The organism is Bacillus sp. N447-1, assembly GCF_022701035.1.
Lineage (GTDB): Bacteria > Bacillota > Bacilli > Bacillales > Bacillaceae_G > Bacillus_A > Bacillus_A cereus.
Window position 1 is genome coordinate 3,466,095 of sequence record NZ_CP065509.1, and the last position, 22,884, is coordinate 3,488,978.

Consider the following 22,884-nt stretch of genomic DNA (forward strand, 5'->3'; position numbering starts at 1 on the left):
TAGAAGAAAAGCGAGAGCGCCTCTATAGCTCTCGCTTTTCTATAGAATTTATGCTACAGTTACAATAACTGAATCTTTGTAGGAGGTACGCCAAGTGCATACGTTATTATCAGTTTTACTTATTATTGTATCGATTTTAATGATTGTTATGGTACTTATGCAGTCTAGTAATAGCTCAGGCCTTTCAGGTGCAATTTCAGGCGGTGCAGAGCAATTATTTGGTAAGCAAAAAGCACGTGGGATTGAAGCGGTATTAAACCGCATTACAATTGTTTTAGCTGTATTGTTCTTCGCATTAACAATTGGTGTTACGTACTTGAACTTATAGAATTGAAAGAAGAAGCGTTAGTAAAATGTACTAATGGTTCTTCTTTTTTTGTTTTGCCATTTGAAAGATGTTTCTAATTAGATTATAGAAATATAAATATGGTACACTAAGATATAGAAAGAATACGACTAGATTACAGAAGAGAAAGAGGAGAAGTACATGATGAAATTAGCATCTCCGAAACCATTTACATTTGAGGGTGGAGACCGCGCTGTTTTATTACTACATGGATTCACAGGGAACTCAGCTGATGTACGTATGTTAGGGCGTTTCTTAGAAAAGAAAGGCTACACTTGTCATGCGCCAATTTATAAAGGGCACGGTGTACCACCAGAAGAGCTTGTTCATACAGGTCCTACAGATTGGTGGCAAGATGTAACGGAGGCATATCAGTTTTTAAAAGATAAAGGTTTTGAGAAAATTGCTGTTGTTGGATTGTCACTTGGCGGCGTATTTTCTTTAAAATTGGGTTATACAGTACCGGTTTTAGGTGTAGTACCAATGTGTGCACCTATGTATATTAAGAGCGAAGAAACGATGTACCAAGGTATATTGGCATATGCCCGCGAATATAAAAAACGTGAGCAAAAATCACCAGAACAAATTGAACAAGAAATGTTGGAATTCCAAAAGACACCGATGAATACATTAAAAGCATTACAACAATTAATTGCTGACGTACGTAACAATGTGGATATGATTTATGCGCCAACATTTGTTGTACAAGCACGTCATGACGAAATGATTAATACAGATAGTGCTAACATTATTTATAACGGTGTAGAATCTACGTTAAAAGACATTAAATGGTACGAAGACTCTACGCATGTCATTACACTTGATAAACAACGTGAAGAGCTACATGAGGATGTATATAACTTCTTGGAGCAACTAGATTGGTAAGATCTAGTTGCCTCTTTTTTTCATAAGGAATTTTTTGTGAAAACTGTAAAAATCATAAGGGGAGTATTGAAGTTTCACTTTATACATCCCCTATCTTTCGGATACACTAAATAATATAAGGTTTTAAAGGAGGTATTTTTGCTTGGAAGAAATCATACAAGAACATATTGATAAGTTGTTATTATTTATGAGAGAAGAAGCGTATAAACCGCTAACGATACAAGAGTTAGAAGAGGCATTTGGGATTGAAGGTTCTGAGGGCTTTAAAGATTTCGTAAAGGCACTTGTAACGATGGAAGAGAAGGGACTTGTTATTCGTACTCGTAGCAACCGTTACGGTCTTCCTGAAAAGATGAATTTAATACGCGGTAAGTTAATTGGACATGCACGTGGTTTTGCATTCGTTGTACCAGATGAGAAGAAAACGGGAGACGATGACCTTTTCATACCGCCTACAGAATTAAACGGTGCGCTTCATGGCGATACAGTATTAGCACGCCTTAGTTCCCAATCGAGTGGTTCGCGTCAAGAAGGTTCAATTGTACGCATTTTAGAACGCGGAACGAAAGAGTTAGTTGGTACATATACAGAATCGAAAAACTTTGGGTTCGTTATACCTGACAATAAGCGCTGGACAAGTGACATTTTCGTATTGAAAAGTGCATCTATGGGCGCTGTAGAAGGTCATAAAGTAGTTGTGAAAATTACGAGCTATCCAGAGAATCGTTTAAGTGCAGAAGGTGAAGTTATTCAAATTCTAGGTCATAAAAATGATCCAGGAGTAGATATTTTATCTGTCATTCATAAACATCACTTGCCTTTAGCGTTCCCTGAAGAAGTGATGGAACATGCAAACAGTGTACCAGAAACGATTTCAGAAGAAGATTTAAAAGATCGCCGTGATCTACGTGACCAAATGATCGTAACGATTGACGGTGCAGACGCAAAAGATTTAGATGATGCTGTTACAGTAACGAAGCTTGAGAACGGTAACTACAAGCTAGGCGTTCACATTGCGGATGTAAGTCATTACGTTCAAGAAGGTTCTCCGATTGATGTAGAAGCAGCGGAAAGAGCGACGAGTGTGTATCTTGTTGACCGTGTAATTCCGATGATTCCACACCGTCTATCTAACGGTATTTGTTCATTAAATCCGAAAGTAGACCGTCTGACATTATCTTGTGAAATGGAAATCAACAACTTAGGTGATGTTGTTAAACACGAGATTTTCCAAAGTGTGATTAAAACAACAGAGCGTATGACTTATGCTGACGTAAGAAGCATTTTAGAAGATGAGGACGAAGAGTTAATTAAGCGTTATGAGCCGCTCGTACCGATGTTTAAAGAGATGGGTCAATTGGCACAAATTTTACGTGAAAAACGTATGCGCCGTGGTGCAATTGACTTTGACTTTAAAGAAGCGAAAGTATTAGTGGATGAAGAAGGAAAACCGACAGACGTTGTCATGCGCGATCGTTCTGTATCAGAGAAGTTAATTGAAGAATTTATGCTTGTTGCGAATGAAACAGTAGCAGAGCACTTCCACTGGATGAACGTACCATTCATGTACCGTGTCCATGAAGATCCGAAAGAAGATAAGCTTGAGCGTTTCTTCGAGTTTGTAACGAACTTCGGATATGCAGTAAAAGGACGTGCGAATGAAGTGCATCCTCGCGCGCTACAACAAATTCTTGAAATGGTTCAAGGACAGCCAGAAGAAGTAGTTATTTCAACAGTTATGCTTCGTTCTATGAAGCAAGCTCGTTACGATGCGGATAGTTTAGGACATTTCGGTTTATCAACTGAGTTCTACACACACTTCACATCACCAATTCGTCGTTACCCAGATACAATCGTTCATAGATTAATTCGTGAATACATTATTAACGGTAAAGTCGACAACGAAACGCAAGCAAAATGGCGTGAAAAATTACCTGAGATTGCAGAGCATTCTTCTAATATGGAACGTCGTGCTGTTGAAGCAGAGCGTGAAACAGATGAGATGAAAAAAGCAGAGTATATGGTTGATAAGATCGGTGAAGAGTATGACGGTATGATTAGCTCTGTAACAAACTTCGGTTTATTCGTAGAGCTTCCAAATACAATTGAAGGTCTTGTACACGTTAGTTATTTAACGGATGATTACTACCGTTATGACGAGCAACATTTCGCTATGATCGGAGAACGTACAGGAAACGTATTCCGCATCGGTGACGAAATTACAATTCGCGTTATTAACGTAAACAAAGACGAGCGTGCAATCGACTTTGAAATCGTTGGCATGAAAGGCACACCTCGCCGTAAGTTTAAAGATCGTCCAGTCGTTATCGATCAGCCAAGAACAGGCAGAAAGAAACGCGGTGGACGTAGCGAGCGCAGTAATGAGCGCGGCGGTGAACGTGGCACAGGTAGAAAATTTGACCGTGGTGGTAAAGGAAAAGGAAGAGGATCTGCATCTGCATCCGCTTCTGCTAGCCAGCCGGGAAAAAAAGATGGTAACGGTAAGAAGAAAAAAGCATTCTTCGAAAACGTACCAGGATTCAAGAAGAAAAAGAAAAAGCGTAAGTAAGAAAAGAGTGGCTTCGCTTTGATGAAAAGCGGGGCCGTTTTCTTTTTTCTTCGTGGCTTGAGAGCGAGCCACTTTCGCTTTTTGATGGAATCTAGCTACAGTGGCTAGAATCTGTTGGCCATTTCACTCCCTCGGACGAAGCAAAAAGCGCTTCTCTGTCGGGAGTTCCAATGTCCAAAGATTCTGAGCGAGCCACTTTCGCTTTTTATTAACATTTGTTACAATAGTAAAAATAGAGGAGGGACGTTATATGCCAAAGGGTACAGGTAAGGTTATTGCACAGAATAAAAAAGCATTTCATGATTATTTCATCGAAGAAACATACGAAGCAGGGCTTGTCCTTCAAGGAACGGAAATTAAGTCGATTCGCGCTGGACGCGTAAACTTGAAAGATGCGTTTGCACGTGTACATAATGGTGAAGTATGGGTTCATAATATGCACATTAATACGTACGAACAAGGGAATCGTTTCAACCATGATCCACTTCGTACGAGAAAATTACTTCTGCATAAAAAAGAAATTGATAAACTAGCGGGCGCTGCGAAAGAAACAGGTTACGCATTAGTTCCACTTAGAATTTATTTGAAAAATGGATTTGCAAAGATGGCACTTGGTTTAGCAAAAGGTAAGAAGCAATACGATAAACGTCACGATTTAAAAGAGAAAGAAGCTAAACGTGAAATTGCACGCGCGTTCCGTGATCGCCAAAAGATGTAATACAGATATTTACATTTGTAAAATGGAGCGCGTATGTTATAATAAATTATGTAAGGTTGTTGCACATTGAAAAACAGCTCTTAGTAGCTATCACGATATTTTCTTCGTATGCTCCATTTTTATCATGGGGACGTTACGGATTCGACAGGGATAGTTCGAGCTTAGGTTGCGAGTCGAGGGGATCGGCCTCGTTAAAACGTCAAAGCCTATAATTGGCAAACAAAACAATCTTTCTTTAGCTGCTTAATTGCACTAAAGGTTCCTCCCTCCATCGTCCATGTGGTAGGGTAAGGGACTCAAACTAAGTGGACTACGCCGGAGTTCGCCGTCTGAGGACAAAGGAAGAGAACAACCAGACTAGCAACTTGGAAGCCTGTCGATAGGCCGAAGAGTTCGCGAAATGCTAATATATCGACTACACTCGTAGAAGCTTAAGTGCCGATATTTTTGGACGTGGGTTCGACTCCCACCGTCTCCACCAATACATATTTGGTGGTTTTTTTATTTTGTATGATATGAACCATAACTTTGCCAGGTTGGCAAGGTTATGGTTCTTTTTGTTTGTGGTTTTATAGAATGCTGAAGTTGATGGGACGATATCCCTGAAATAGAAAATGAAGAAATGGTTATTGACGATAAGCAGGTAGATAATATAGCTGCTAGTAAACGCCCAATTGTTGAGTTTTTATTATTTTTTCACTTTATTCGAATCTTCATATGTTTTGTGTTTTTATCCATACCTATTGTAAGATTATATAGAGTTCTCCTAATAAACTGTTTTAATGGATTATTTAGGGGTTTTAAATTTATAAATCTTAAATTATTTTTTCGGGATAATTTTTTTATCTAAATAATTTATATTGAAGTAGAGGTGAACCATCGGTGAAGCAGGTGTTGGTGATTAAAAATGAACGGTCTTCAGCAAAGAAAATCGTAAACGGTTTAACGCAAGAAGGTTACTTCATTTTAAAACTTCACAATGAAAACGAAGGTTTAAATATAATATATGAACAAGATTGGGATATTATCATATTGGATTGGGATTCATTAAGTATATCTGGACCAGAAATTTGTAGACAAATACGACTTGTTAAAACGACACCGATTATTATTGTGACCGACAATATTTCTAGTAAGGATTGCGTAGCAGGGTTACAAGCAGGAGCAGATGATTATATAAGAAAACCATTTGCGAAAGAAGAATTAGTAGCAAGGGTTCAAGCGATTTTAAGGAGAAGTGATTGTAACCAGCAAAAGGAGATAAACTTTTTTCAGTTTAAAGATCTCTTTGTTGATGCATCTAGCAATATTGTGAAAAAAGGTGGCAAAAACCTCTCGCTTACTAAGCGGGAGTACGATTTACTTGTATTTTTAATCAAGAATAAAAACACAATATTGAGCCGTGAAATGCTTTTGAATCAAGTATGGGGATATAATATAGTAGTAAATCCAAATGTAGTAGACTTATATATTGGGTATGTAAGAAAAAAGTTAAAGTGCGAGAAGAAAGAGAGATATATTCAAACGATACACGGCAGAGGCTATTCAATGATTGAATGATAAAATAAGGTAATAGAAAAAGAGTAAAACTATTTCATTCAGTTTTACTCGTTTTTTTGTTAAATGTGATAATCAAATAGTTTCTGAGAAATATTAATAGATGAAAACTGTAAAAAGAATATTTCTATCAGGCAATGGATTATGAAAACATTAGCTATTAATGAGCATCTTTTAGGTAGTGTGGAGGGGACGAGTTGAGACCAGATCTACTGAAAGTTTCTACTCGAAAAAAATCGACACGCTCTGAAGAATAAAGGTTAATCAACACGCCCGACTTCACATATTACTTTCTATGCCTGATTTTATGAATTCACACCATTCACAAGATTTTCACAGAATTAATGACTATACTAATTAACAGGATGTTCAAATGAAAATGATTATCAATAGCGATTCAATTGAATAAAAGTTACCTTCTAATTCAATCTATGGATGTCATCATTTTCGAAATAAATCACACTATAAGGAGTATACATATGAAAAAATCTATGCTTTTAAAATTAGTGAGTATTCTAGCAGTTTTCACTTTAATGTTAGTAGCTTGCTCAGATTCAAGTAAAGAAACTTCGAAGGCTAATAATAAAGATAATGGTAGTGATAAGCCAAAAACGGTTGAAATCACTGATGCTCATGGAACTGTTAAAGTCCCTGTAAACCCAAAGAATGTAGTTGCTTTGGATAACAGAACGTTTGAAACTTTATCTGATTGGGGAATTAAATTAGCGGCTGCTCCAAAGGATATCATGCCTGCTGATTCAGCATATAAAAAGGATGAAAAAGTTCAAAATATTGGGAATCACCGTGAACCAAATCTAGAAATTATTGCAGCGGCAAATCCTGAACTTGTAATTGTTGGTCAAAGATTTGCTGACCATTACGAAGAAATCAAAAAATTAGTACCAAATGCAGCAGTTATTGATCTTAATTTTGATGTTTCTGAGAAAGCTACTAAGCCTGGCGAAAACTTAGTAAAAGGACTTAAAGATTCTACAGTTACTTTAGGAAAAATCTTTAATAAAGATAAAGAAGCTAAACAATTAGTAGCTGATTTTGATAAATCTATTGAAAAAGCAAAATCTGCTTATAACGGAAAAGATAAAGTTATGAGTGTTATCGTTACTGGTGGTAATATTGGTTTTGCTGCGCCACATTCTGGTCGTGTTTGGGGACCAATGTATGAAATTTTCGGTTGGACTCCAGCGTTAGAAGTTTCAAATTCTACTGCAGGTCATAAAGGTGATGACGTTTCTGTTGAAGCTATTGCACAAACAAATCCTGATTGGATTTTCGTATTAGATCGTGATGCTGCAACATCTGATGCAGCTAAGTCAACACCTGCTAAGGATGTTATTTCTAAATCACCTGCTCTTCAAAACACAACTGCTGTTTCTAAAAAACAAGTTATTTATGCACCAGAAGATACTTACACGAATGAATCAATTCAAACTTATATAGAGTTATTTGGAAATATGGCAAAAACTTTAGCTAAGTAGTGTAAAGGGGTACGAAACAGTGTCAAAAAATATGATTTCTAGGGTTGAGAATATTTCTCAACCCCAGTTTTATAATCAAAATAAAATATGGACAAAACCTTTTATAATAGCAGTTATAGTTGTTATAATTTTAGGGATTATATCACTGTTTACTGGAGTTTATGATATACGTGGACAAGAGGACGGGACAGAGATGTTTTTCATAACTCGTGTTCCGAGAACAGCTGCATTAATGCTTACTGGAGCTGCGATGGCGATGGCAGGGCTCGTCATGCAACTCATTACACAGAATCGCTTTGTTGAACCTACTACAACGGGGACTATTGAATGGTCAGGCTTAGGCCTGCTTTTTGTGTATTTATTATTTCCTGCCCCGACTTTAGTTCAAAGAATGACTGGTGCAATCATTTTTTCTTTTATAGGAACTATGATTTTCTTTCTATTTTTAAGAAGAGTTAAGCTTCGTTCGTCTTTAATTGTTCCGATTATTGGATTGATGCTTGGAGCAGTAATTTCTGCAGTGTCTACTTTTTTAGGACTCCTTTTTCAAAAGACGCAAAGTATTGAAACTTGGTTTGTAGGTTCATTTGCTAACATTCAGGTGGGAAGATATGAATATTTATGGCTGATTGTTATCATTACTTTTCTTATTTTTATGTATGCTAATAGATTGACTTTAGCTGGACTAGGAGAAGATGTCGCAACAAGTCTTGGAGTTAATTACAATAGAATTGTTCTTTTTGGGACTGCTCTTATCTCTGTTGCAGTTGGAATTGTTGCAGCTGTTATTGGACACTTACCTTTCTTAGGATTAATTGTGCCAAATATCGTTTCAATGTTTAGAGGTGATGATCTTAGGAGTAATTTACCTTGGGTTTGTGTGATCGGAATGGGATCAATAACTGCCTGTGACATCATTTCTCGAACAATTATACAGCCTTTTGAATTACCTGTTTCTTTAATACTTGCAACAGTGGGAGCAGTCGTGTTTATTACTATTTTATTGAGACAAAGAAAACCAAGGAGGCTACGATGATCACATTAGAATATAGAAAAAAAGAAAATGTCGAAATCGATTCTAGCCTTCATAATGAAAGTAGATCAGCTAGTGCTTTTCGGTCTAAGAAGGAAGCAAGACGTTATTGGATTTTACTGATAACATTGATTGCTTTAGGTCTTCTTTCTTCATATGGCCTTTTAGTTTATAACAATCCAGTTCCGATAGATTCACCTTCTTTTATCCCAGTTGTTAAGAGAAGGATAGTAGCTATTGTTGCAATGATTATTGCTGCGGTTTGCCATAGCTTGTCGACAGTTGCCTTCCAATCTATTACGAATAATAAAATTATTACTCCATCGCTTTTAGGTTTCGAATCACTTTATTCAGCAATTCAAACGAGTACAGTATTCTTCTTTGGTGCTAGTGCGTTAATAAATTTTAATGGAATTGGATCATTTTTATTCCAAGTTGTTGTTATGGTCTTCATGAGTTTGATACTTTATGGATGGTTACTTTCCGGTAAATACGGGAATTTACAACTTATGCTTTTAGTTGGAATTATTATTGGTACCGGGCTAAATTCTGTGTCAACTTTCATGAGAAAACTACTTGCGCCTTCAGAATTTGATATTTTACAAGCAAGACTATTTGGTTCTGTTAATCATGCAGATCCTGCATATTTTCCTATTGTAATTCCTATGATCATAATTGTAGCGGTATTAATTTTTGCTCATTCTAAGAATTTGAATGTTTTATCACTAGGAAAAGATGTTGCTACTTCTTTTGGAGTTAAATACCAACCTAGTGTAATTTATACGCTTGTATTAGTAGCTATTTTAATGTCCATTTCAACAGCTCTAATTGGGCCACTTACTTTCTACGGCTTTTTAGTGGCAACTTTGAGTTATCAGGCAGCGTCAACTTATGATCATAGATATATTTTTCCGATGGCTTTTGCTATAGGATTTTTAATAATGACGAGCGCATACTTTTTAATGTATCATGTATTCCATGCTCAAGGTGTAGTTTCAGTTATTATTGAATTATTCGGTGGAATCATATTCTTAACTATAGTTTTAAGGAAGAGGGCTTTATGATAAAAATTGATAATGTTAAAAAGTTCTATACTGATAAGGTAAAAATAGGACCTTTGGATATTGAAATACCAAAAGCAGGCTTTACTTCTTTAATTGGACCAAATGGTGCTGGAAAGTCAACGACACTTTTGATGATTGGCAGACTTTTAGATATGGATGAAGGCCAAATTCAGGTAGCAAATATGGATGTTTCTGAATCCAAATCAAAAGACTTAGCAAAAGTTTTGACTATATTGCGACAAGAAAATCATTTTGTAACTAGGCTTACAGTTAGACAATTAGTTGGATTTGGGCGCTTTCCTTATTCAAAGGGAAGGTTGACTAAAGAAGATGAGGTTATCATTTCTAAATATATCGATTTCTTAGATTTAACTAGTTTAGAGAATAGATATTTAGATGAGCTTTCTGGTGGTCAAAGACAAAGGGCATATGTAGCGATGGTACTGTGCCAAGAGACGGAATATGTACTTTTGGACGAACCTTTGAACAACCTTGATGTTGCTCGTTCTGTTCAAATGATGGAGCATTTAAGACGTGCAGCTAATGAATTTGGAAGAACAATTTTGACGGTTATGCATGACATAAATTTTGCAGCTAAATACTCGGATAAAATTTGTGCTATGAAAGATGGACAAATTGCTGCTTTTGGAACAGTAGAAGAGGTTATGGACTCAACACTTTTGACAGATATTTTTGAAACAAAAATAGAAATTATTAATGGTCCTTATGGGCCAATAGCAGTTTATTAGTTATAAAATGTCTTGCGTAGATTATGCAAGACACTCTAGTTGAAGTTGCTGTCTGTATTTTATAGGCAGCAGCTTTTTTTATGTGATTACTCATAAAATGCAAAAGAATGCTTCACCTTTTCAAGTATGTACCAAGTGGAAAAAATATCTCTGTATAATTTTTCAAAAGAATTCAGCTTGTTTTTTTATATGTAATATTGCATATCAGAGTGTATTGATAAAAGTGTAAGGGGTCACTATAATGAGGGCATAAAGATAAATCATATTTTCGTAGCAATAAAAAGGAGGAAATAATATGGAAATCGCAATGGCAGTTTTAAAATTTGTAGGTGGCGTAATCCCGTTAATTCAAGAACTTTTAAAAGCATTTATGTAAATTTATTAGTTAGCAATCATTTATCAATCATTATCATATTTTACTAAAAAAAGAACGGGGTGATTTTTCTGAATATTAAGAAAAACACTAAAAGAAGAAAGTTCCTTGCATGTTTATTAGTTAGTCTATGCACTATTAATTATTCATCTATTTCCTTCGCAGAAACACAAGCAAGTAATGCAACTGATGTAACCAAAAATGCTAGTGGCATTGATACTGGTATAGCAAATCTTAAATATAATAATCAAGAGGTTTTAGCTGTAAATGGTGATAAAGTAGAGAGTTTTGTTCCGAAAGAAAGTATCAATTCAAATGGTAAATTTATAGTAGTAGAACGCGAAAAAAAATCACTTACAACGTCACCAGTCGATATTTCAATTATTGATTCTGTAGTGAATCGCACGTATCCAGGAGCTGTACAACTTGCAAATAAAGCTTTTGCAGACAATCAACCGAGTTTATTAGTGGCTAAGAGAAAGCCTTTGAATATTAGTATAGACTTACCGGGCATGAGAAAAGAAAATACAATCACTGTCCAAAATCCGACATATGGTAATGTAGCTGGAGCAGTAGACGATTTAGTATCTACTTGGAATGAAAAGTATTCTACAACACATACGTTACCTGCAAGAATGCAGTATACGGAATCCATGGTTTATAGTAAATCGCAAATCGCAAGCGCTCTTAATGTTAACGCTAAATATCTTGATAACAGTCTAAACATTGATTTTAATGCGGTTGCAAATGGAGAGAAAAAAGTGATGGTAGCGGCGTATAAACAAATATTTTATACGGTAAGTGCTGAACTACCTAACAATCCATCCGACCTTTTTGATAATAGCGTTACTTTTGATGAGTTAACTCGAAAAGGCGTAAGTAATTCGGCTCCACCTGTTATGGTTTCAAATGTAGCTTATGGTAGAACGATTTATGTAAAATTAGAAACAACATCTAAGAGCAAAGATGTACAAGCTGCTTTTAAAGCCTTACTTAAGGATAACAGTGTTGAAACAAGTGGACAGTATAAAGATATTTTTGAAGAAAGTACCTTTACTGCTGTAGTATTAGGCGGAGATGCGAAAGAGCATAACAAGGTTGTTACTAAAGATTTCAATGAAATCCGAAATATTATTAAAGATAATGCTGAATTAAGTCTTAAAAATCCAGCATACCCAATTTCATATACAAGTACTTTCTTAAAAGATAATGCAACCGCTGCTGTTCATAACAATACAGATTATATTGAGACGACAACTACAGAATATTCAAGTGCTAAAATGACACTTGATCATTACGGTGCTTACGTTGCTCAATTTGATGTATCTTGGGATGAATTCACATTTGACCAAAAGGGTAACGAAGTACTAACACATAAAACATGGGATGGTAGCGGAAAAGACAAAACGGCTCATTACTCTACAGTTATCCCTCTTCCACCGAACTCAAAAAATATAAAAATTGTAGCAAGAGAATGTACAGGTCTTGCATGGGAATGGTGGAGAACAATTATTAATGAACAAAACGTTCCATTAACAAATGAAATAAAAGTTTCAATTGGAGGAACAACATTATATCCAACAGCTAGTATTAGTCATTAAGTATAAAAAAAGCGCCCTATAAGTAGGGCGCTTTTTTACTTAGTCATAAATTTTATTCCTCTATTTGCCGGGCAGCCCGATTGATGAGGGCTGATTAATAATGTAATTCCTAATATAGTTAATCGGCGTTGATTTACTTCTTCACGTAAAATGGATTGAAATGAAATTCCTATTACTTGGACAAGTGTTGCTAAAAGTGTGGCAATTGGAGGAATAAAACTTTATGTTCCTTTGTTTTGGGCCAACTTAAGAAACTTTTGTAAAATGATAGGATTACAAAAATGTAATGTGGGTGTAAGGAAACTGGATTGTACCATCTTTATGGTTAAAGCATACTTAAGGTAAGGAAGATTTATATTTTAACGGGTATAAATCTTACAAGTAGAATAGAAAGGTTAGGTATTACCATATGAAATGGATCATGAGAATTTTTGTGTTATTAGCTATAGTAGGAGGTGCTTTCTACTATATGAAGTCAGGGAATGGATACTATTTGACTAAACAATATTATGTAAAAGTAACGACTGATTCTAAAGTAGAAAACGAAAAATTGAGTAATGGAGAAGTTCTTACGTATCATGTTTACGATGAGAAGGTGTACGATAAAAAAGGGGAAGAAAGAGAATTGAAAATTTCCTTGCAAAATGAATTGGAAAAAAATCAATATTATTTGATTGATTGGGAAGATCGCCGTGGGATTGTTTCTAAAATAGCTAAAGTGAATCAAGCAAAAATAGATAAAGGTATTTTAGATAAGTTGAACGCAAATTCATAATATTTCAGGATAAGTTAATCAAAAGCTGTGTTGGCGTAAGATTTATAAGAAAAAGGTATTGTAGCAAAAATAAAAGAGATTATTATAAAACAAAAAAGACCGAACCGTCTGGTTCTGTCTTTTTTTAGGAATGAAGAATGAATTTTACAAATGATGTGCACAAAGCTGGATTGCTACAATTGGGATGACATGTATGAATAGTGGACTGTAACACTTATGTAGATGGTTTGCAGAGATATAAAATCAATATAGAAGAGGAGTATTATTCTAGATGACTTATGTAACTACAATTTTATCAATAGCGGGTATCGTTATCATGTCTTTAGCGAGGATTAATTTTAAAATAAGGGCGTTTGCTAATAAACCAGCTTGGGGTGGCTTCACTCTTCCCTTAATTCTAATTGGATTTATTTTATTTTGTATCGGTATGTTTTTAGGTTTTGTAAATCATCAACTATAAGGTGGAAATATTGTGAAGACGAAAAGCTACATGTTTTTCGTCTTTTCGTTCTCTTGCTTAATAAGAAAGATCCTGCAACTCAGTACAGGATCTTTAATCAAACGTATTTAAAAACTAAATTGTGGCTTCATATCACCTTTATAAGGTTCATGTTCAACGAATATAGTTATATCCTTACCAGCTTGGTCTTTACCAGTTCTTTTATACGTAAATTTATTCTTATTTAGTTCAGTAAGTTCAAGAGCAGCACCGTATTTGTTATTTCCAATTGAAACATGGGCTCTTATTTTATTTTCGTGTACAACATCGAAGTAGCCATAATCACCGCGGCTTTGACCTGTTTCGCTATTGAAGAACTCATATTTATTAGACTTGTCATCGAATTTTGCTAGACTTATAAAATTCGAATTAAACTGTGTTACATCATTACCAGCTTCATCTACTACTTTTGTTCCGTGCCAAAGGGTACCGCCTAAAATTTTATCTCCATCAACGTTTTTAACAATATCTCCTGTAGTCGTGTTCAGCTGCTTGTCCGGATCAGTGAAAGAAAGTTCTTTTTCTTTATATGGGACATGTTCAACGAAAACTTCTACATCTTTACCGTTAGCGTCTTTACCCATTCGTTTATAAGTAAATACATTTTTATTTAGTTTTGTCATGTCAACGACAGCTTGATACTTCATTGATTCTGAAATTAATATTCTCTTCTTCCCATCATTTGTGACAAAGAAAGTGCCTTTATCGCCACGACTTGCACCTGTTTTAGCATCAAAAAATTCATATCTGCCTGACTTCGCATCATATTTTGCAAGACCAATGAAGTTTGCATTCTCTTTTGTTAAGTCATTCTTATCTTTGTCATACACTCGTGTACCTTGCCAATTTGTCTCGCTAAGAATATTAGCCATTTTTTGCCCTTTAGTTAATTTATTTTCCTTTTTTGTTTCTTTAGCAACTTGTTCTTGTTTTTGTTTCCCATGATTTTCTTCAGCTTTAGTACCAGCACACCCTGTTAATGCTAATGTGAATCCGAGCAGTACGGATGATAGTGCTTTTGCTTTTTTGTTCATGTTTTATCGTCTCCTTATTTTATGATTTCAAGTAGTACGGTTAGCGATTATAGTAGCAGTGCGTCATATATGAACTTAGTTGCTACGTTTCTTATGTTAATCCCCGACTATAAACTGCCTCTAAATAAAACATTAAAAAAAGATAAACTAATTCCTAAAAAATGTTCATATTTATAAAAAGGTCTTTTACATGGGGTGAATGTAAATTTCTCATTTTGAAAACGACGTAATTAAATGGGCGGATTCATATTATGCTTACAGTGCGATTTTAGATGTGATGCTATACTGTGTATAGGATTTTATGGGTGTATGTTGTGTCGGTTTTTGTCGGTAAGTCGATATTCTATGTCGAATCGTTGATATATTGAAAAAATCGTTGATATATTGTGAGTTATGATAGATATATTTGAAAAATCGTTGATATATTTTGAGGAGGGCTAAAAATGATTGTGAAAGAACGACAAATGCCGATGTATTTACGACAATTAGAAGCGTTATCTAGAAGATTACCTGCTCACCATCCGAAACGGGATATGGTTGCAGAAAGTTTAGCGAAGCATAAAGCGGGTTACAAAGGTGAACAAGCTATCAATTATCCATTAAGTTTTTTGCCAGAAGAAACATATAGTATTTTGCACGATATAAGGTTGTCTGATCAAAATCACCATTTTCAAATTGATACGATTATCATTTCAGCATATTTTCTTCTTTTCCTCGAAATAAAAAATATAGCAGGTACGTTACTATTTGATTCAAAGTTTAACCAGCTTATTAGAATATCAGAGGGGAATCCAGAAGGGTTTCCAGATCCAATTTTACAAGTGAAAAGACAAGAGGAACAGTTTAGAAAATGGTTAAGGTTAAATGGGTTTTCTCGTTTTCCGATTGAATCACTCGTTGTTATTAGTAATCCACGAACTATTATTAAATCTTCAGACGATAATCTCCCCAATAAAATTATACACAGTGCAAATTTACCTCATAAAATAAAATGGTTTGAGAGCAAATATAAGAAAAAAACTATAAAAAATGTAGACGATCTTATTTGTCAAATAGTAAGGAATCATACTCCATTACAGCAAAATATCCTCGAACAATTTAAAATTAAAAAAGGAGAATTGTTAAACGGCGTACGATGTGAGGTCTGTTCTATAATGCCGATGTTGAAAATAAAAAAAGGGTGGTATTGTTCAAATTGTAAAGCTATCTCTAAGGTAGCACATGAGGATGCGATACATGATTATGTACTTCTTATTAGTAGGACTTGTACAAATATGCAGTTAAAGGAATTTCTCCACGTTCAATCGAGTGCAACAGTTCATAGACTCCTTAAAACAATGAACATCCCACACACCGGCACTAATAAAGGACGAAAATATGATTTAACGCACCTTCAATTATAATTTTGCTATAATAAATATGTACTTATACGAAGGGGAGTTTAATGAGAAAATGAAATCATTCAATATTGATCATTTTATCGCGAGTGTTTTACAGTGGATATTAAATATAGCGCTAATTATATTATCCATTGTCTTATCTATCTTTTTAATTAATGAGACGATTACTTTTATTCAATACATATTTTCAGCGAAGAAGTATACGTCATATAAATTGGTTGAAAGTATCATCGTCTATTTCTTATACTTCGAGTTCATTGCATTAATTATTAAGTATTTTAAATCGAACTATCATTTCCCGTTACGTTATTTTATTTATATCGGAATTACGGCCTTAATTCGATTAATTATTGTGTCTCATGAGGAACCGATGGAGACGTTATTATACGCAGGAGCAATTCTTGTTTTAGTTATTGCTTTATACATATCGAATATGAGAGATTTGAGAAAAGAGTAGTAGTGCAGACATAAGTTTGCACTACTTTTTTATTTGCAATTATCCATCCTATAATTGGGGGGCTGTAATCAAATGAATAGTGTCAGGACATTCTAATTTATAAGTTACTTTGTTGTCTTCAATATCTTTTGTGATTTTTTGGCATGTATTGTTCGAATATTGAATCTCTTGATTTTCACTATGTTTCTCATTTGTTTTTGTATAGTCAACATCATAATAGACGGAGGTAGACTCCTTTTCTTTTTTTACAGTTAAATCAATAATAACTGGCTCGTCCTTGGTATTAAATTTAGTAATTCTAACGGAATCGTCTTTATTTGAATTATAGTTTTTTACGAAAGTATCTAATTTTTCTATGTTATAAACTTCATTGTTTTTCTCAATAATATCACCACGTTTTTGGAAACCTCAAAGCATATGTCTCGTTTTTATCGTTTTTTGCTCATTATTAGTACAACCAATAAGAGTAAATAAGACTAACGAGATTAAAGGTAATGCATACTTTCTATATTGTATTCTCATAGGTTCATCTCCTTTCTTAATTTTTAACGATGATATATTTATAATTTTATCTTACTGAGATTTTTGGAAAGCCAAAAGACTGTTCTTTTTTCGTTAAGTTATTGTAAATGTCTACATTCTTTATTAATTGGTTATAAATTTCGGCATAATATTGTTACATCTTGACCTTCAAGTTGCTTGAAAGTTTACAATGAAATTAGGGCGTTTGAAATCGAAAAAAATTGAGAAATTAAGTGAAGAGGTTTCTTTTACTTGGAGGTTATAGAAATGAATCAGGAATTGAAGTTACGTCCATTAGAACGAGAAGATTTAAAGTTTGTACACGAACTGAATAATAATGCGCATATTATGTCGTATTGGTTTGAAGAGCCGTATGAGGCATTTGTGGAGCTGCAAGACTTATATGATAAACATATACATGATCAAAGCGAACGCCGATTTATCGTTGAGAAAGACAATGAAATGGTTGGATTAGTTGAGTTAGTAGAAATCGATTATATTCACCGTAGAACAGAATTCCAAATTATTATTGATCCGAATTATCAAGGATATGGTTATGCAGTGGATGCGACGCGTTTAGCGATGGATTACGCTTTTTCCGTACTAAATATGCATAAGATTTATTTAGTTGTGGATAAGGAAAATGAAAAGGCAGTACATGTTTATAAAAAAGTTGGGTTTATGGTAGAAGGTGAGCTTATCGATGAGTTTTTCGTTGATGGTAACTATCATAATGCGATAAGAATGTGTATGTTTCAGAAGCAATATTTTGAAAACAAGTAGTTGAAAGATTCGGAAGTAATGTTGACGCTTCGTAAAACCGTATGCTAAAATCCTTTTTAAGTATTAAGGAAGGTGCATAATATGCTTTATATAAAATTTGTAAAACTCATTAGAAAACTTTGCTCCGCACAAATGTATACGGTGAAGCGTTGTACGGAGCTTAATCAAGGGGCATAAATCCCCTATATTCATCGGCTGAATAACTTTTCTAAAAAAGTATAGTTTATCTATGCTTATTTCGTTATGGTTTTTCAGCTGGTGTATAAAATAGATTAAGGGGCCATAGACAATGCTTTGTCTATGGCCCTTTGTGTATATTATTCCGATGAGTCTTTACTATAAATTGGAGTAGTATAGGAAAAACCACGAAGCAGAGGGCTAGTGTCGAATGACGCTATCTCTCTGCTTTTTTTAATTTCAGGAAAAGAGGAATAAAAATGAGTTTACTTAAAGTGGAAAGTTTATCACATAGTTTTATAGATAAAGTATTATACGAAAATGCTTCTTTTGATTTGCATAAAGGGGAGCATATGGGAATTGTTGGACAGAATGGTGCAGGAAAAAGCACATTAATGAAAATATTGGTGGGGGAAATTATTCCTGATAAGGGAGACATAAAGTGGCAACCTAATATTCAAATTGGACATCTTGATCAATACGCAGAAATTGATGAGGGTTACACCATTTCAAAATATTTAAAGAGAGCCTTTTATGATTTGTATGAAATGGAAAAGAGAATGAACAAGTTATATGAAGAAAGTGCGATGACTGGAGATGAAAATCAACTATTGAAAGCGGCAGAAATTCAAGGACTGCTCGAGGCTCATGATTTTTATTCAGTAGATAGTATTACGAATAAGGTGGCAGCCGGTTTAGGTATTGATGTGATTGGGATGAATCGTGTGATTGGTGAATTAAGCGGAGGGCAGCGTGCAAAGGTAATTTTAGCGAAGCTCTTATTAGAAGAGCCTAATATTTTATTGCTAGATGAACCGACGAATTTTCTCGATAAGGAGCATGTGGAGTGGCTTGCTAATTATTTAATGAATTTTGAAGGAGCATTTATTGTCGTATCACATGATTTTGATTTTCTGGAAAAGGTAACTTCTTGCATATGTGATGTAGAGTTCGGGACGGTTAAGAAGTATTACGGCAAATACTCAGATTTTGTAAGGCAGAAGGAGCATTTGCGAAAAGATTATATTCGCCAATATTATGCACAGCAAAAGAAAATTGAAAAAACGGAAGAGTATATTCGTAGAAATATTGCTGGGGTGAATTCAAAAATAGCGCAAGGTCGTAGAAAACAATTACAGCGTATGGAAAGAATTGCGCCACCAAGTTTTACTCATAAACCGTCTATTGATTTTCAGGAACTTCCCATTTCAGTTCAGACAGTTCTTGAAGTAAATAACCTTGAAGTTGGTTACGACTTCGCTCTCTTACCAAAGTTGAATTTTTCAGTAATGGGTAGGCAAAAACTTGTTATTACAGGTTTCAATGGAGTAGGAAAATCTACTTTATTAAAAACAATCGTTGGAAATATTGATAGTATTTCTGGAGAGTTTCAATTTTCAGAGCAAATAAAGATTGGATATTATGAGCAAGATTTAAATTGGAGCAATGATTCTTTAACGCCGCTTCAAATTATTTCAGAACAGTTTCCTAAACTGAATATGAAGGAAATACGCCATCATTTAGCTGCGTGTGGAGTGAAGGATACACACGTTTCGCAAGAAATTCGTACGTTAAGTGGTGGTGAACAATCGAAGGTGAAACTGTGCGGATTATTATTATCACCTTGTAACTTATTAATTTTAGATGAGCCGACAAATCATTTAGATGCAGAAGCGAAGGAAGCTTTGCAAAAGGCGTTAATTAAGTTTAAGGGCAGCATTATACTCGTATCTCACGAAGCGAGTTTTTATCTTGATTGGGCAGATAGTATCTTTCATATAGAGACGGGATTAGTTAAGGGGGTGTGAAACATATGAGTGAAAACAATTGGAAAACGAAAATTATATTATTTTTGACCGCTCAAACTATTTCGTTGTTCGGTTCCTCTCTCGTGCAATACGCGATTATATGGTATATCACCCTTACAACATCATCAGGAGTGATGTTGACTATTTCAACTGTTTGCGGTTTTCTACCACAAATTGCGATATCTTTGTTTGCAGGTGTTTGGATTGATCGTTATGACCGTAAAAAGATGATTATGTTATCGGATGGAATTATAGCGATTGCGACGTTAGTTTTAGCAATTTTATTTTTAACAGGATATAAAAGTATTTGGTTACTTTTTATTGTGTTACTCATTCGTTCAGCTGGAACAGGAGTACAAACGCCAGCTGTGAATGCATTAATTCCGCAAATCGTTCCGAAAGAGTATCTTATGAAAGTAAATGGAATAAATAGCAGTATTACATCTTTAATTATGTTTCTTTCTCCAGCAGCAAGTGCGATGATTCTTTCTATTGCCAGCATTGAAACAACATTTTTTATTGATGTTATTACGGCTATGATTGGAATTAGTATTATGTTTATCATTCAGGTGGAAGGACATGTGAATGTAGAGAGTAAGCAAAAATCTAATCTACAAGGAATTAAAGAAGGATTCTCTTATTTAAAAGAAAATGTATTTATTAAAAGGCTAATCGTTTTATTAATTATCGTCATGATTTTAATAAGTCCAGCTGCTTTTTTAACACCTTTAATGGTAACTCGTTCTTTCGGGGCCGAAATGTGGAGACTTACTGCTAGTGAGATGACCTTTAGTGCGGGTGCGGCAGCTGGTGGCGTATTAATTGCGGCGTGGGGTGGTTTTCGTAATCGTATGTATACAACAGCGCTAGCTTGTGCATTATATGGACTGCTTATGATTGGACTCGGAATAGCACCGATATTTATTATATATTTAGTCTTTAATTTTTTAATTGGTATAACGATGCCGTGCTTCAATACACCAGTTACTGTGTTATTGCAGGAGAAAGTAGAACCATCAATGCACGGACGGATGTTCAGTCTTGTACAAATTGCGAATTCATGCGCGCTTCCTCTAGGAATGATAATATTTGGGCCATTGTCGGATATGTTTAGTGTAGAGATTTTGTTAATTTATGCTGGGATATTCGTGCTATTTTGCGCAATGTATATTGTATTAAGCAAGAGGTTTGAAGTGTAAATATTTATAATACAGAGGGTTTGCGAAGTGATTTAATATGCTTCGTAAACCTTTTTGTTATTATTCTATTCAATAATTATTTATTGTTAAACGATAAATAATTATTGACTGTTAATGATTTTTGGATAATATGATGTTAAGAATCTAAGGAGAATTACATGAGTAGAGGAGAATGTGAAATGAAAAATAAATACGTAGTAGCTATTTCTTTCATGATTTTAGCGATTATTTCTTTAACTATACATGCTTCAAACAGTAAAGTAGGAGCGGATGGATTCCTTGAAGAACCTTTCTTTTTCCTAGTACCGATAAGTTATGTATTGTTCCTTAGTAGTATTGGCGTATTATTATTTGGATTTATTACTTCAAAGCTGAAAAAGGGCAATAAATAGGGGTTACCAATAGGGACAAAATACTCACTATGAAATAGAAACATACCATATGGAAGAAAAAGAATAAGTGAGATGAATCATGATGAACCATCATTTTTATAATGGAAGACAAGTAGGAGCAGCTATTACGCTGGCTGGGGCACAGGGAACAATTCATGCTATGAATCAAGCTATTCAAATGCAACAACAAGCATATTTTGCACAAATGATGCAAAGTCAGTATATGCCGTATTCACAGCTTCCGATGCAAATTGTACATTACGATGTACATCCAGCTGGTTTATTTTCTATTCCATATGGCGGGACATATTTCTTATGAAAGAAAGCGACTCAATAGAGTCGCTTTTTTTCATATTCCGCCTAGCTTCATTCCAAGGAATGCGAAGAGGATACCAATTATGTACGTAGCGCTTAAGTATAAAAGGAAAGTGCTAATATTTTTTCGATTGAGAAGTTGAACGGCTTCTAGTTTAAACGTAGAAAATGTAGTGAATGCACCCATAAATCCAGTACCTAATAATAGTTGCCAGCCTGTAGTAACTCCGTTGCCGATTATATATCCAAGTAAAAACGCCCCTGTTATATTAATAAGGAATGTAGCAAGTGGAAATTGTGTTTTATTTCTTTTCTTAAACCAATTGCTAATTGCAAATCGTGTAATCGCACCGAAAAATCCTCCTGTTGCGACTAATAAGGCTTCTATCATGAGTAATCACCTTCCGTAAGAGATTTCTTAATTAAGAAATCTCCAAGTGTATAGCCAAGGCCAGACATAATGAGGCCACCAAGTATGCTACATGATACATATAAGAAGGCTATGCTCCACTCAGAATGATTGATCAATTGCACAGTTTCTACACTAAATGTTGAAAAAGTCGTAAAGGAACCGATGAATCCAGTTCCGATGCCTGTGATGACCTCTGAAGGTAAGATGTTTAGCCGGGCGATATAAGTAGTTAGCCACGCTAAGAAGAAGCAACCGATTAAGTTAATGAGTAATGTTGCTAATGGAAATGAATGATGCCAAAATGTGGTGATATTAAGACCTAAATAATAACGAGAAAGAGCTCCTAATATACCGGCAATGCCGACGATAATATAAATCAATTTTCTCACCTCTTTAAATAGATTGCTCAAAAAAATAGACTCCTACCAGTATGTATACTGGTAGGAGTCATTAGCTAAGCAGCGTTTATGGCGAACTCCATCGCCTAGGATCATTACATATAGTGTACTAAATATACCGTTTAAATTCCAGTGAGGAGGTGGGTGTAACGTTTCTTTTTTTGATGTCTGAAGGTTTTTCAAGTAATTAAAATGGGATCGATTACTTATCAACTAAATATAGTGATATACGGTTTTAATTATGATAAAATGTTTCTTATGTGTGTCGTTTTGTTTTATTTGACTGAAAATAAAGAAAAATAAATTCGCGTGAAAAGGAGTC

Annotated in this window: 22 protein-coding genes, 1 other RNA gene, 1 pseudogene and 1 riboswitch; of the genes and pseudogenes, 20 read left to right on the forward strand and 4 right to left on the reverse strand. The window is 34.8% G+C overall.

Annotated elements, in window-relative coordinates; genetic code table 11:
- Positions 1 to 94 precede the first annotated feature (94 nt).
- The 13 genes from secG to IQ781_RS17525 all read left to right on the forward strand — a co-directional run bounded on the left by secG (position 95) and on the right by IQ781_RS17525 (position 13,626).
- Positions 95 to 328 carry a preprotein translocase subunit SecG gene (gene secG / locus IQ781_RS17465; RefSeq protein WP_000557262.1) on the forward strand — a complete coding sequence of 78 codons (234 nt, stop codon included), beginning with the start codon at positions 95 to 97 and terminating at the stop codon, positions 326 to 328.
- Between the two features lie 162 nt (positions 329 to 490).
- A complete protein-coding gene (gene estA / locus IQ781_RS17470; RefSeq protein ID WP_180358746.1) occupies positions 491 to 1,231 on the forward strand; it encodes a carboxylesterase in 741 nt (246 codons plus the stop codon).
- 187 nt (positions 1,232 to 1,418) lie between these two features.
- Entirely contained in the window at positions 1,419 to 3,800 is a 2,382-nt protein-coding gene (rnr, locus tag IQ781_RS17475; protein WP_437439399.1) for a ribonuclease R, read from the forward strand.
- 250 nt (positions 3,801 to 4,050) lie between these two features.
- Positions 4,051 to 4,518: an SsrA-binding protein gene (gene smpB, locus IQ781_RS17480; RefSeq protein WP_001123919.1), complete on the forward strand. Its 468-nt coding sequence runs from the start codon at positions 4,051 to 4,053 to the stop codon at positions 4,516 to 4,518.
- A 126-nt stretch (positions 4,519 to 4,644) separates the two neighbouring features.
- Positions 4,645 to 4,999, forward strand: a transfer-messenger RNA (tmRNA) gene (ssrA, locus tag IQ781_RS17485).
- A 401-nt stretch (positions 5,000 to 5,400) separates the two neighbouring features.
- A complete protein-coding gene (locus tag IQ781_RS17490; RefSeq protein ID WP_139847052.1) occupies positions 5,401 to 6,078 on the forward strand; it encodes a response regulator transcription factor in 678 nt (225 codons plus the stop codon).
- 476 nt (positions 6,079 to 6,554) lie between these two features.
- Positions 6,555 to 7,571: a siderophore ABC transporter substrate-binding protein gene (locus IQ781_RS17495; protein WP_000749449.1), complete on the forward strand. Its 1,017-nt coding sequence runs from the start codon at positions 6,555 to 6,557 to the stop codon at positions 7,569 to 7,571.
- A gap of 19 nt (positions 7,572 to 7,590) precedes the next feature.
- Positions 7,591 to 8,607 carry an ABC transporter permease gene (locus IQ781_RS17500; protein WP_000042077.1) on the forward strand — a complete coding sequence of 339 codons (1,017 nt, stop codon included), beginning with the start codon at positions 7,591 to 7,593 and terminating at the stop codon, positions 8,605 to 8,607.
- Positions 8,604 to 9,668: an iron chelate uptake ABC transporter family permease subunit gene (locus IQ781_RS17505; protein ID WP_000631245.1), complete on the forward strand. Its 1,065-nt coding sequence runs from the start codon at positions 8,604 to 8,606 to the stop codon at positions 9,666 to 9,668. The genes IQ781_RS17500 and IQ781_RS17505 overlap by 4 nt, the downstream gene beginning before the upstream one ends.
- Complete coding sequence (locus IQ781_RS17510; RefSeq protein ID WP_000590071.1) at positions 9,665 to 10,417, forward strand: iron ABC transporter ATP-binding protein; 753 nt, start codon at positions 9,665 to 9,667, stop codon at positions 10,415 to 10,417. Before IQ781_RS17505 ends, IQ781_RS17510 begins: the two co-directional genes overlap by 4 nt.
- Positions 10,418 to 10,852: 435 nt before the next feature.
- Positions 10,853 to 12,391 carry an anthrolysin O/cereolysin O family cholesterol-dependent cytolysin Alo gene (gene alo, locus IQ781_RS17515; RefSeq protein ID WP_139847051.1) on the forward strand — a complete coding sequence of 513 codons (1,539 nt, stop codon included), beginning with the start codon at positions 10,853 to 10,855 and terminating at the stop codon, positions 12,389 to 12,391.
- A gap of 409 nt (positions 12,392 to 12,800) precedes the next feature.
- Entirely contained in the window at positions 12,801 to 13,166 is a 366-nt protein-coding gene (locus IQ781_RS17520) for a YxeA family protein (RefSeq protein WP_002164645.1), read from the forward strand.
- A gap of 271 nt (positions 13,167 to 13,437) precedes the next feature.
- A complete protein-coding gene (locus tag IQ781_RS17525) occupies positions 13,438 to 13,626 on the forward strand; it encodes a hypothetical protein (RefSeq protein WP_000222858.1) in 189 nt (62 codons plus the stop codon).
- A 107-nt stretch (positions 13,627 to 13,733) separates the two neighbouring features.
- On the opposite strand, the gene IQ781_RS17530 is transcribed toward IQ781_RS17525, so the two are convergent.
- Positions 13,734 to 14,699, reverse strand: a complete 966-nt coding sequence (locus IQ781_RS17530) for a DUF4822 domain-containing protein (RefSeq protein ID WP_061457860.1) — start codon at positions 14,697 to 14,699, stop codon at positions 13,734 to 13,736.
- Positions 14,700 to 15,142: 443 nt separating this feature from the next.
- Between IQ781_RS17530 and IQ781_RS17535 the strand changes: the two genes are divergently transcribed.
- A complete protein-coding gene (locus tag IQ781_RS17535) occupies positions 15,143 to 16,102 on the forward strand; it encodes a nuclease-related domain-containing protein (RefSeq protein ID WP_000635763.1) in 960 nt (319 codons plus the stop codon).
- Positions 16,103 to 16,151: 49 nt separating this feature from the next.
- Complete coding sequence (gene psiE, locus IQ781_RS17540) at positions 16,152 to 16,556, forward strand: phosphate-starvation-inducible protein PsiE (protein ID WP_000834704.1); 405 nt, start codon at positions 16,152 to 16,154, stop codon at positions 16,554 to 16,556.
- 48 nt (positions 16,557 to 16,604) lie between these two features.
- On the opposite strand, the pseudogene IQ781_RS17545 reads toward psiE, so the two are convergent.
- Positions 16,605 to 17,078 (reverse strand): annotated as a pseudogene (locus IQ781_RS17545) (DUF4362 domain-containing protein).
- 267 nt (positions 17,079 to 17,345) lie between these two features.
- Here IQ781_RS17545 and speG point away from each other — a divergent pair.
- The 5 genes from speG (at position 17,346) to IQ781_RS17570 (ending at position 21,756) form a co-directional block, all read left to right on the forward strand.
- A complete protein-coding gene (speG, locus tag IQ781_RS17550; RefSeq protein WP_001071092.1) occupies positions 17,346 to 17,861 on the forward strand; it encodes a spermidine N1-acetyltransferase in 516 nt (171 codons plus the stop codon).
- 437 nt (positions 17,862 to 18,298) lie between these two features.
- Positions 18,299 to 19,846, forward strand: a complete 1,548-nt coding sequence (locus IQ781_RS17555) for an ABC-F family ATP-binding cassette domain-containing protein (protein ID WP_139847050.1) — start codon at positions 18,299 to 18,301, stop codon at positions 19,844 to 19,846.
- A gap of 5 nt (positions 19,847 to 19,851) precedes the next feature.
- Entirely contained in the window at positions 19,852 to 21,045 is a 1,194-nt protein-coding gene (locus IQ781_RS17560) for an MFS transporter (RefSeq protein ID WP_001293755.1), read from the forward strand.
- Positions 21,046 to 21,224: 179 nt separating this feature from the next.
- A complete protein-coding gene (locus tag IQ781_RS17565) occupies positions 21,225 to 21,437 on the forward strand; it encodes a DUF3955 domain-containing protein (protein ID WP_060634841.1) in 213 nt (70 codons plus the stop codon).
- A 79-nt stretch (positions 21,438 to 21,516) separates the two neighbouring features.
- Entirely contained in the window at positions 21,517 to 21,756 is a 240-nt protein-coding gene (locus IQ781_RS17570) for a DUF3947 family protein (protein ID WP_000980930.1), read from the forward strand.
- A gap of 30 nt (positions 21,757 to 21,786) precedes the next feature.
- Here IQ781_RS17570 and crcB (IQ781_RS17575) read toward each other — a convergent pair whose 3' ends face one another.
- The gene (crcB, locus tag IQ781_RS17575) at positions 21,787 to 22,143 is read right to left on the reverse strand and encodes a fluoride efflux transporter CrcB (protein ID WP_000568587.1); all 357 of its coding nucleotides are present in this window, start codon (positions 22,141 to 22,143) and stop codon (positions 21,787 to 21,789) included.
- Complete coding sequence (gene crcB, locus IQ781_RS17580; RefSeq protein WP_000639315.1) at positions 22,140 to 22,544, reverse strand: fluoride efflux transporter CrcB; 405 nt, start codon at positions 22,542 to 22,544, stop codon at positions 22,140 to 22,142. The genes crcB (IQ781_RS17575) and crcB (IQ781_RS17580) overlap by 4 nt, the downstream gene beginning before the upstream one ends.
- Before the next feature lie 54 nt (positions 22,545 to 22,598).
- A riboswitch (Fluoride riboswitch) is annotated at positions 22,599 to 22,658 on the reverse strand.
- Positions 22,659 to 22,884: the final 226 nt, after the last annotated feature.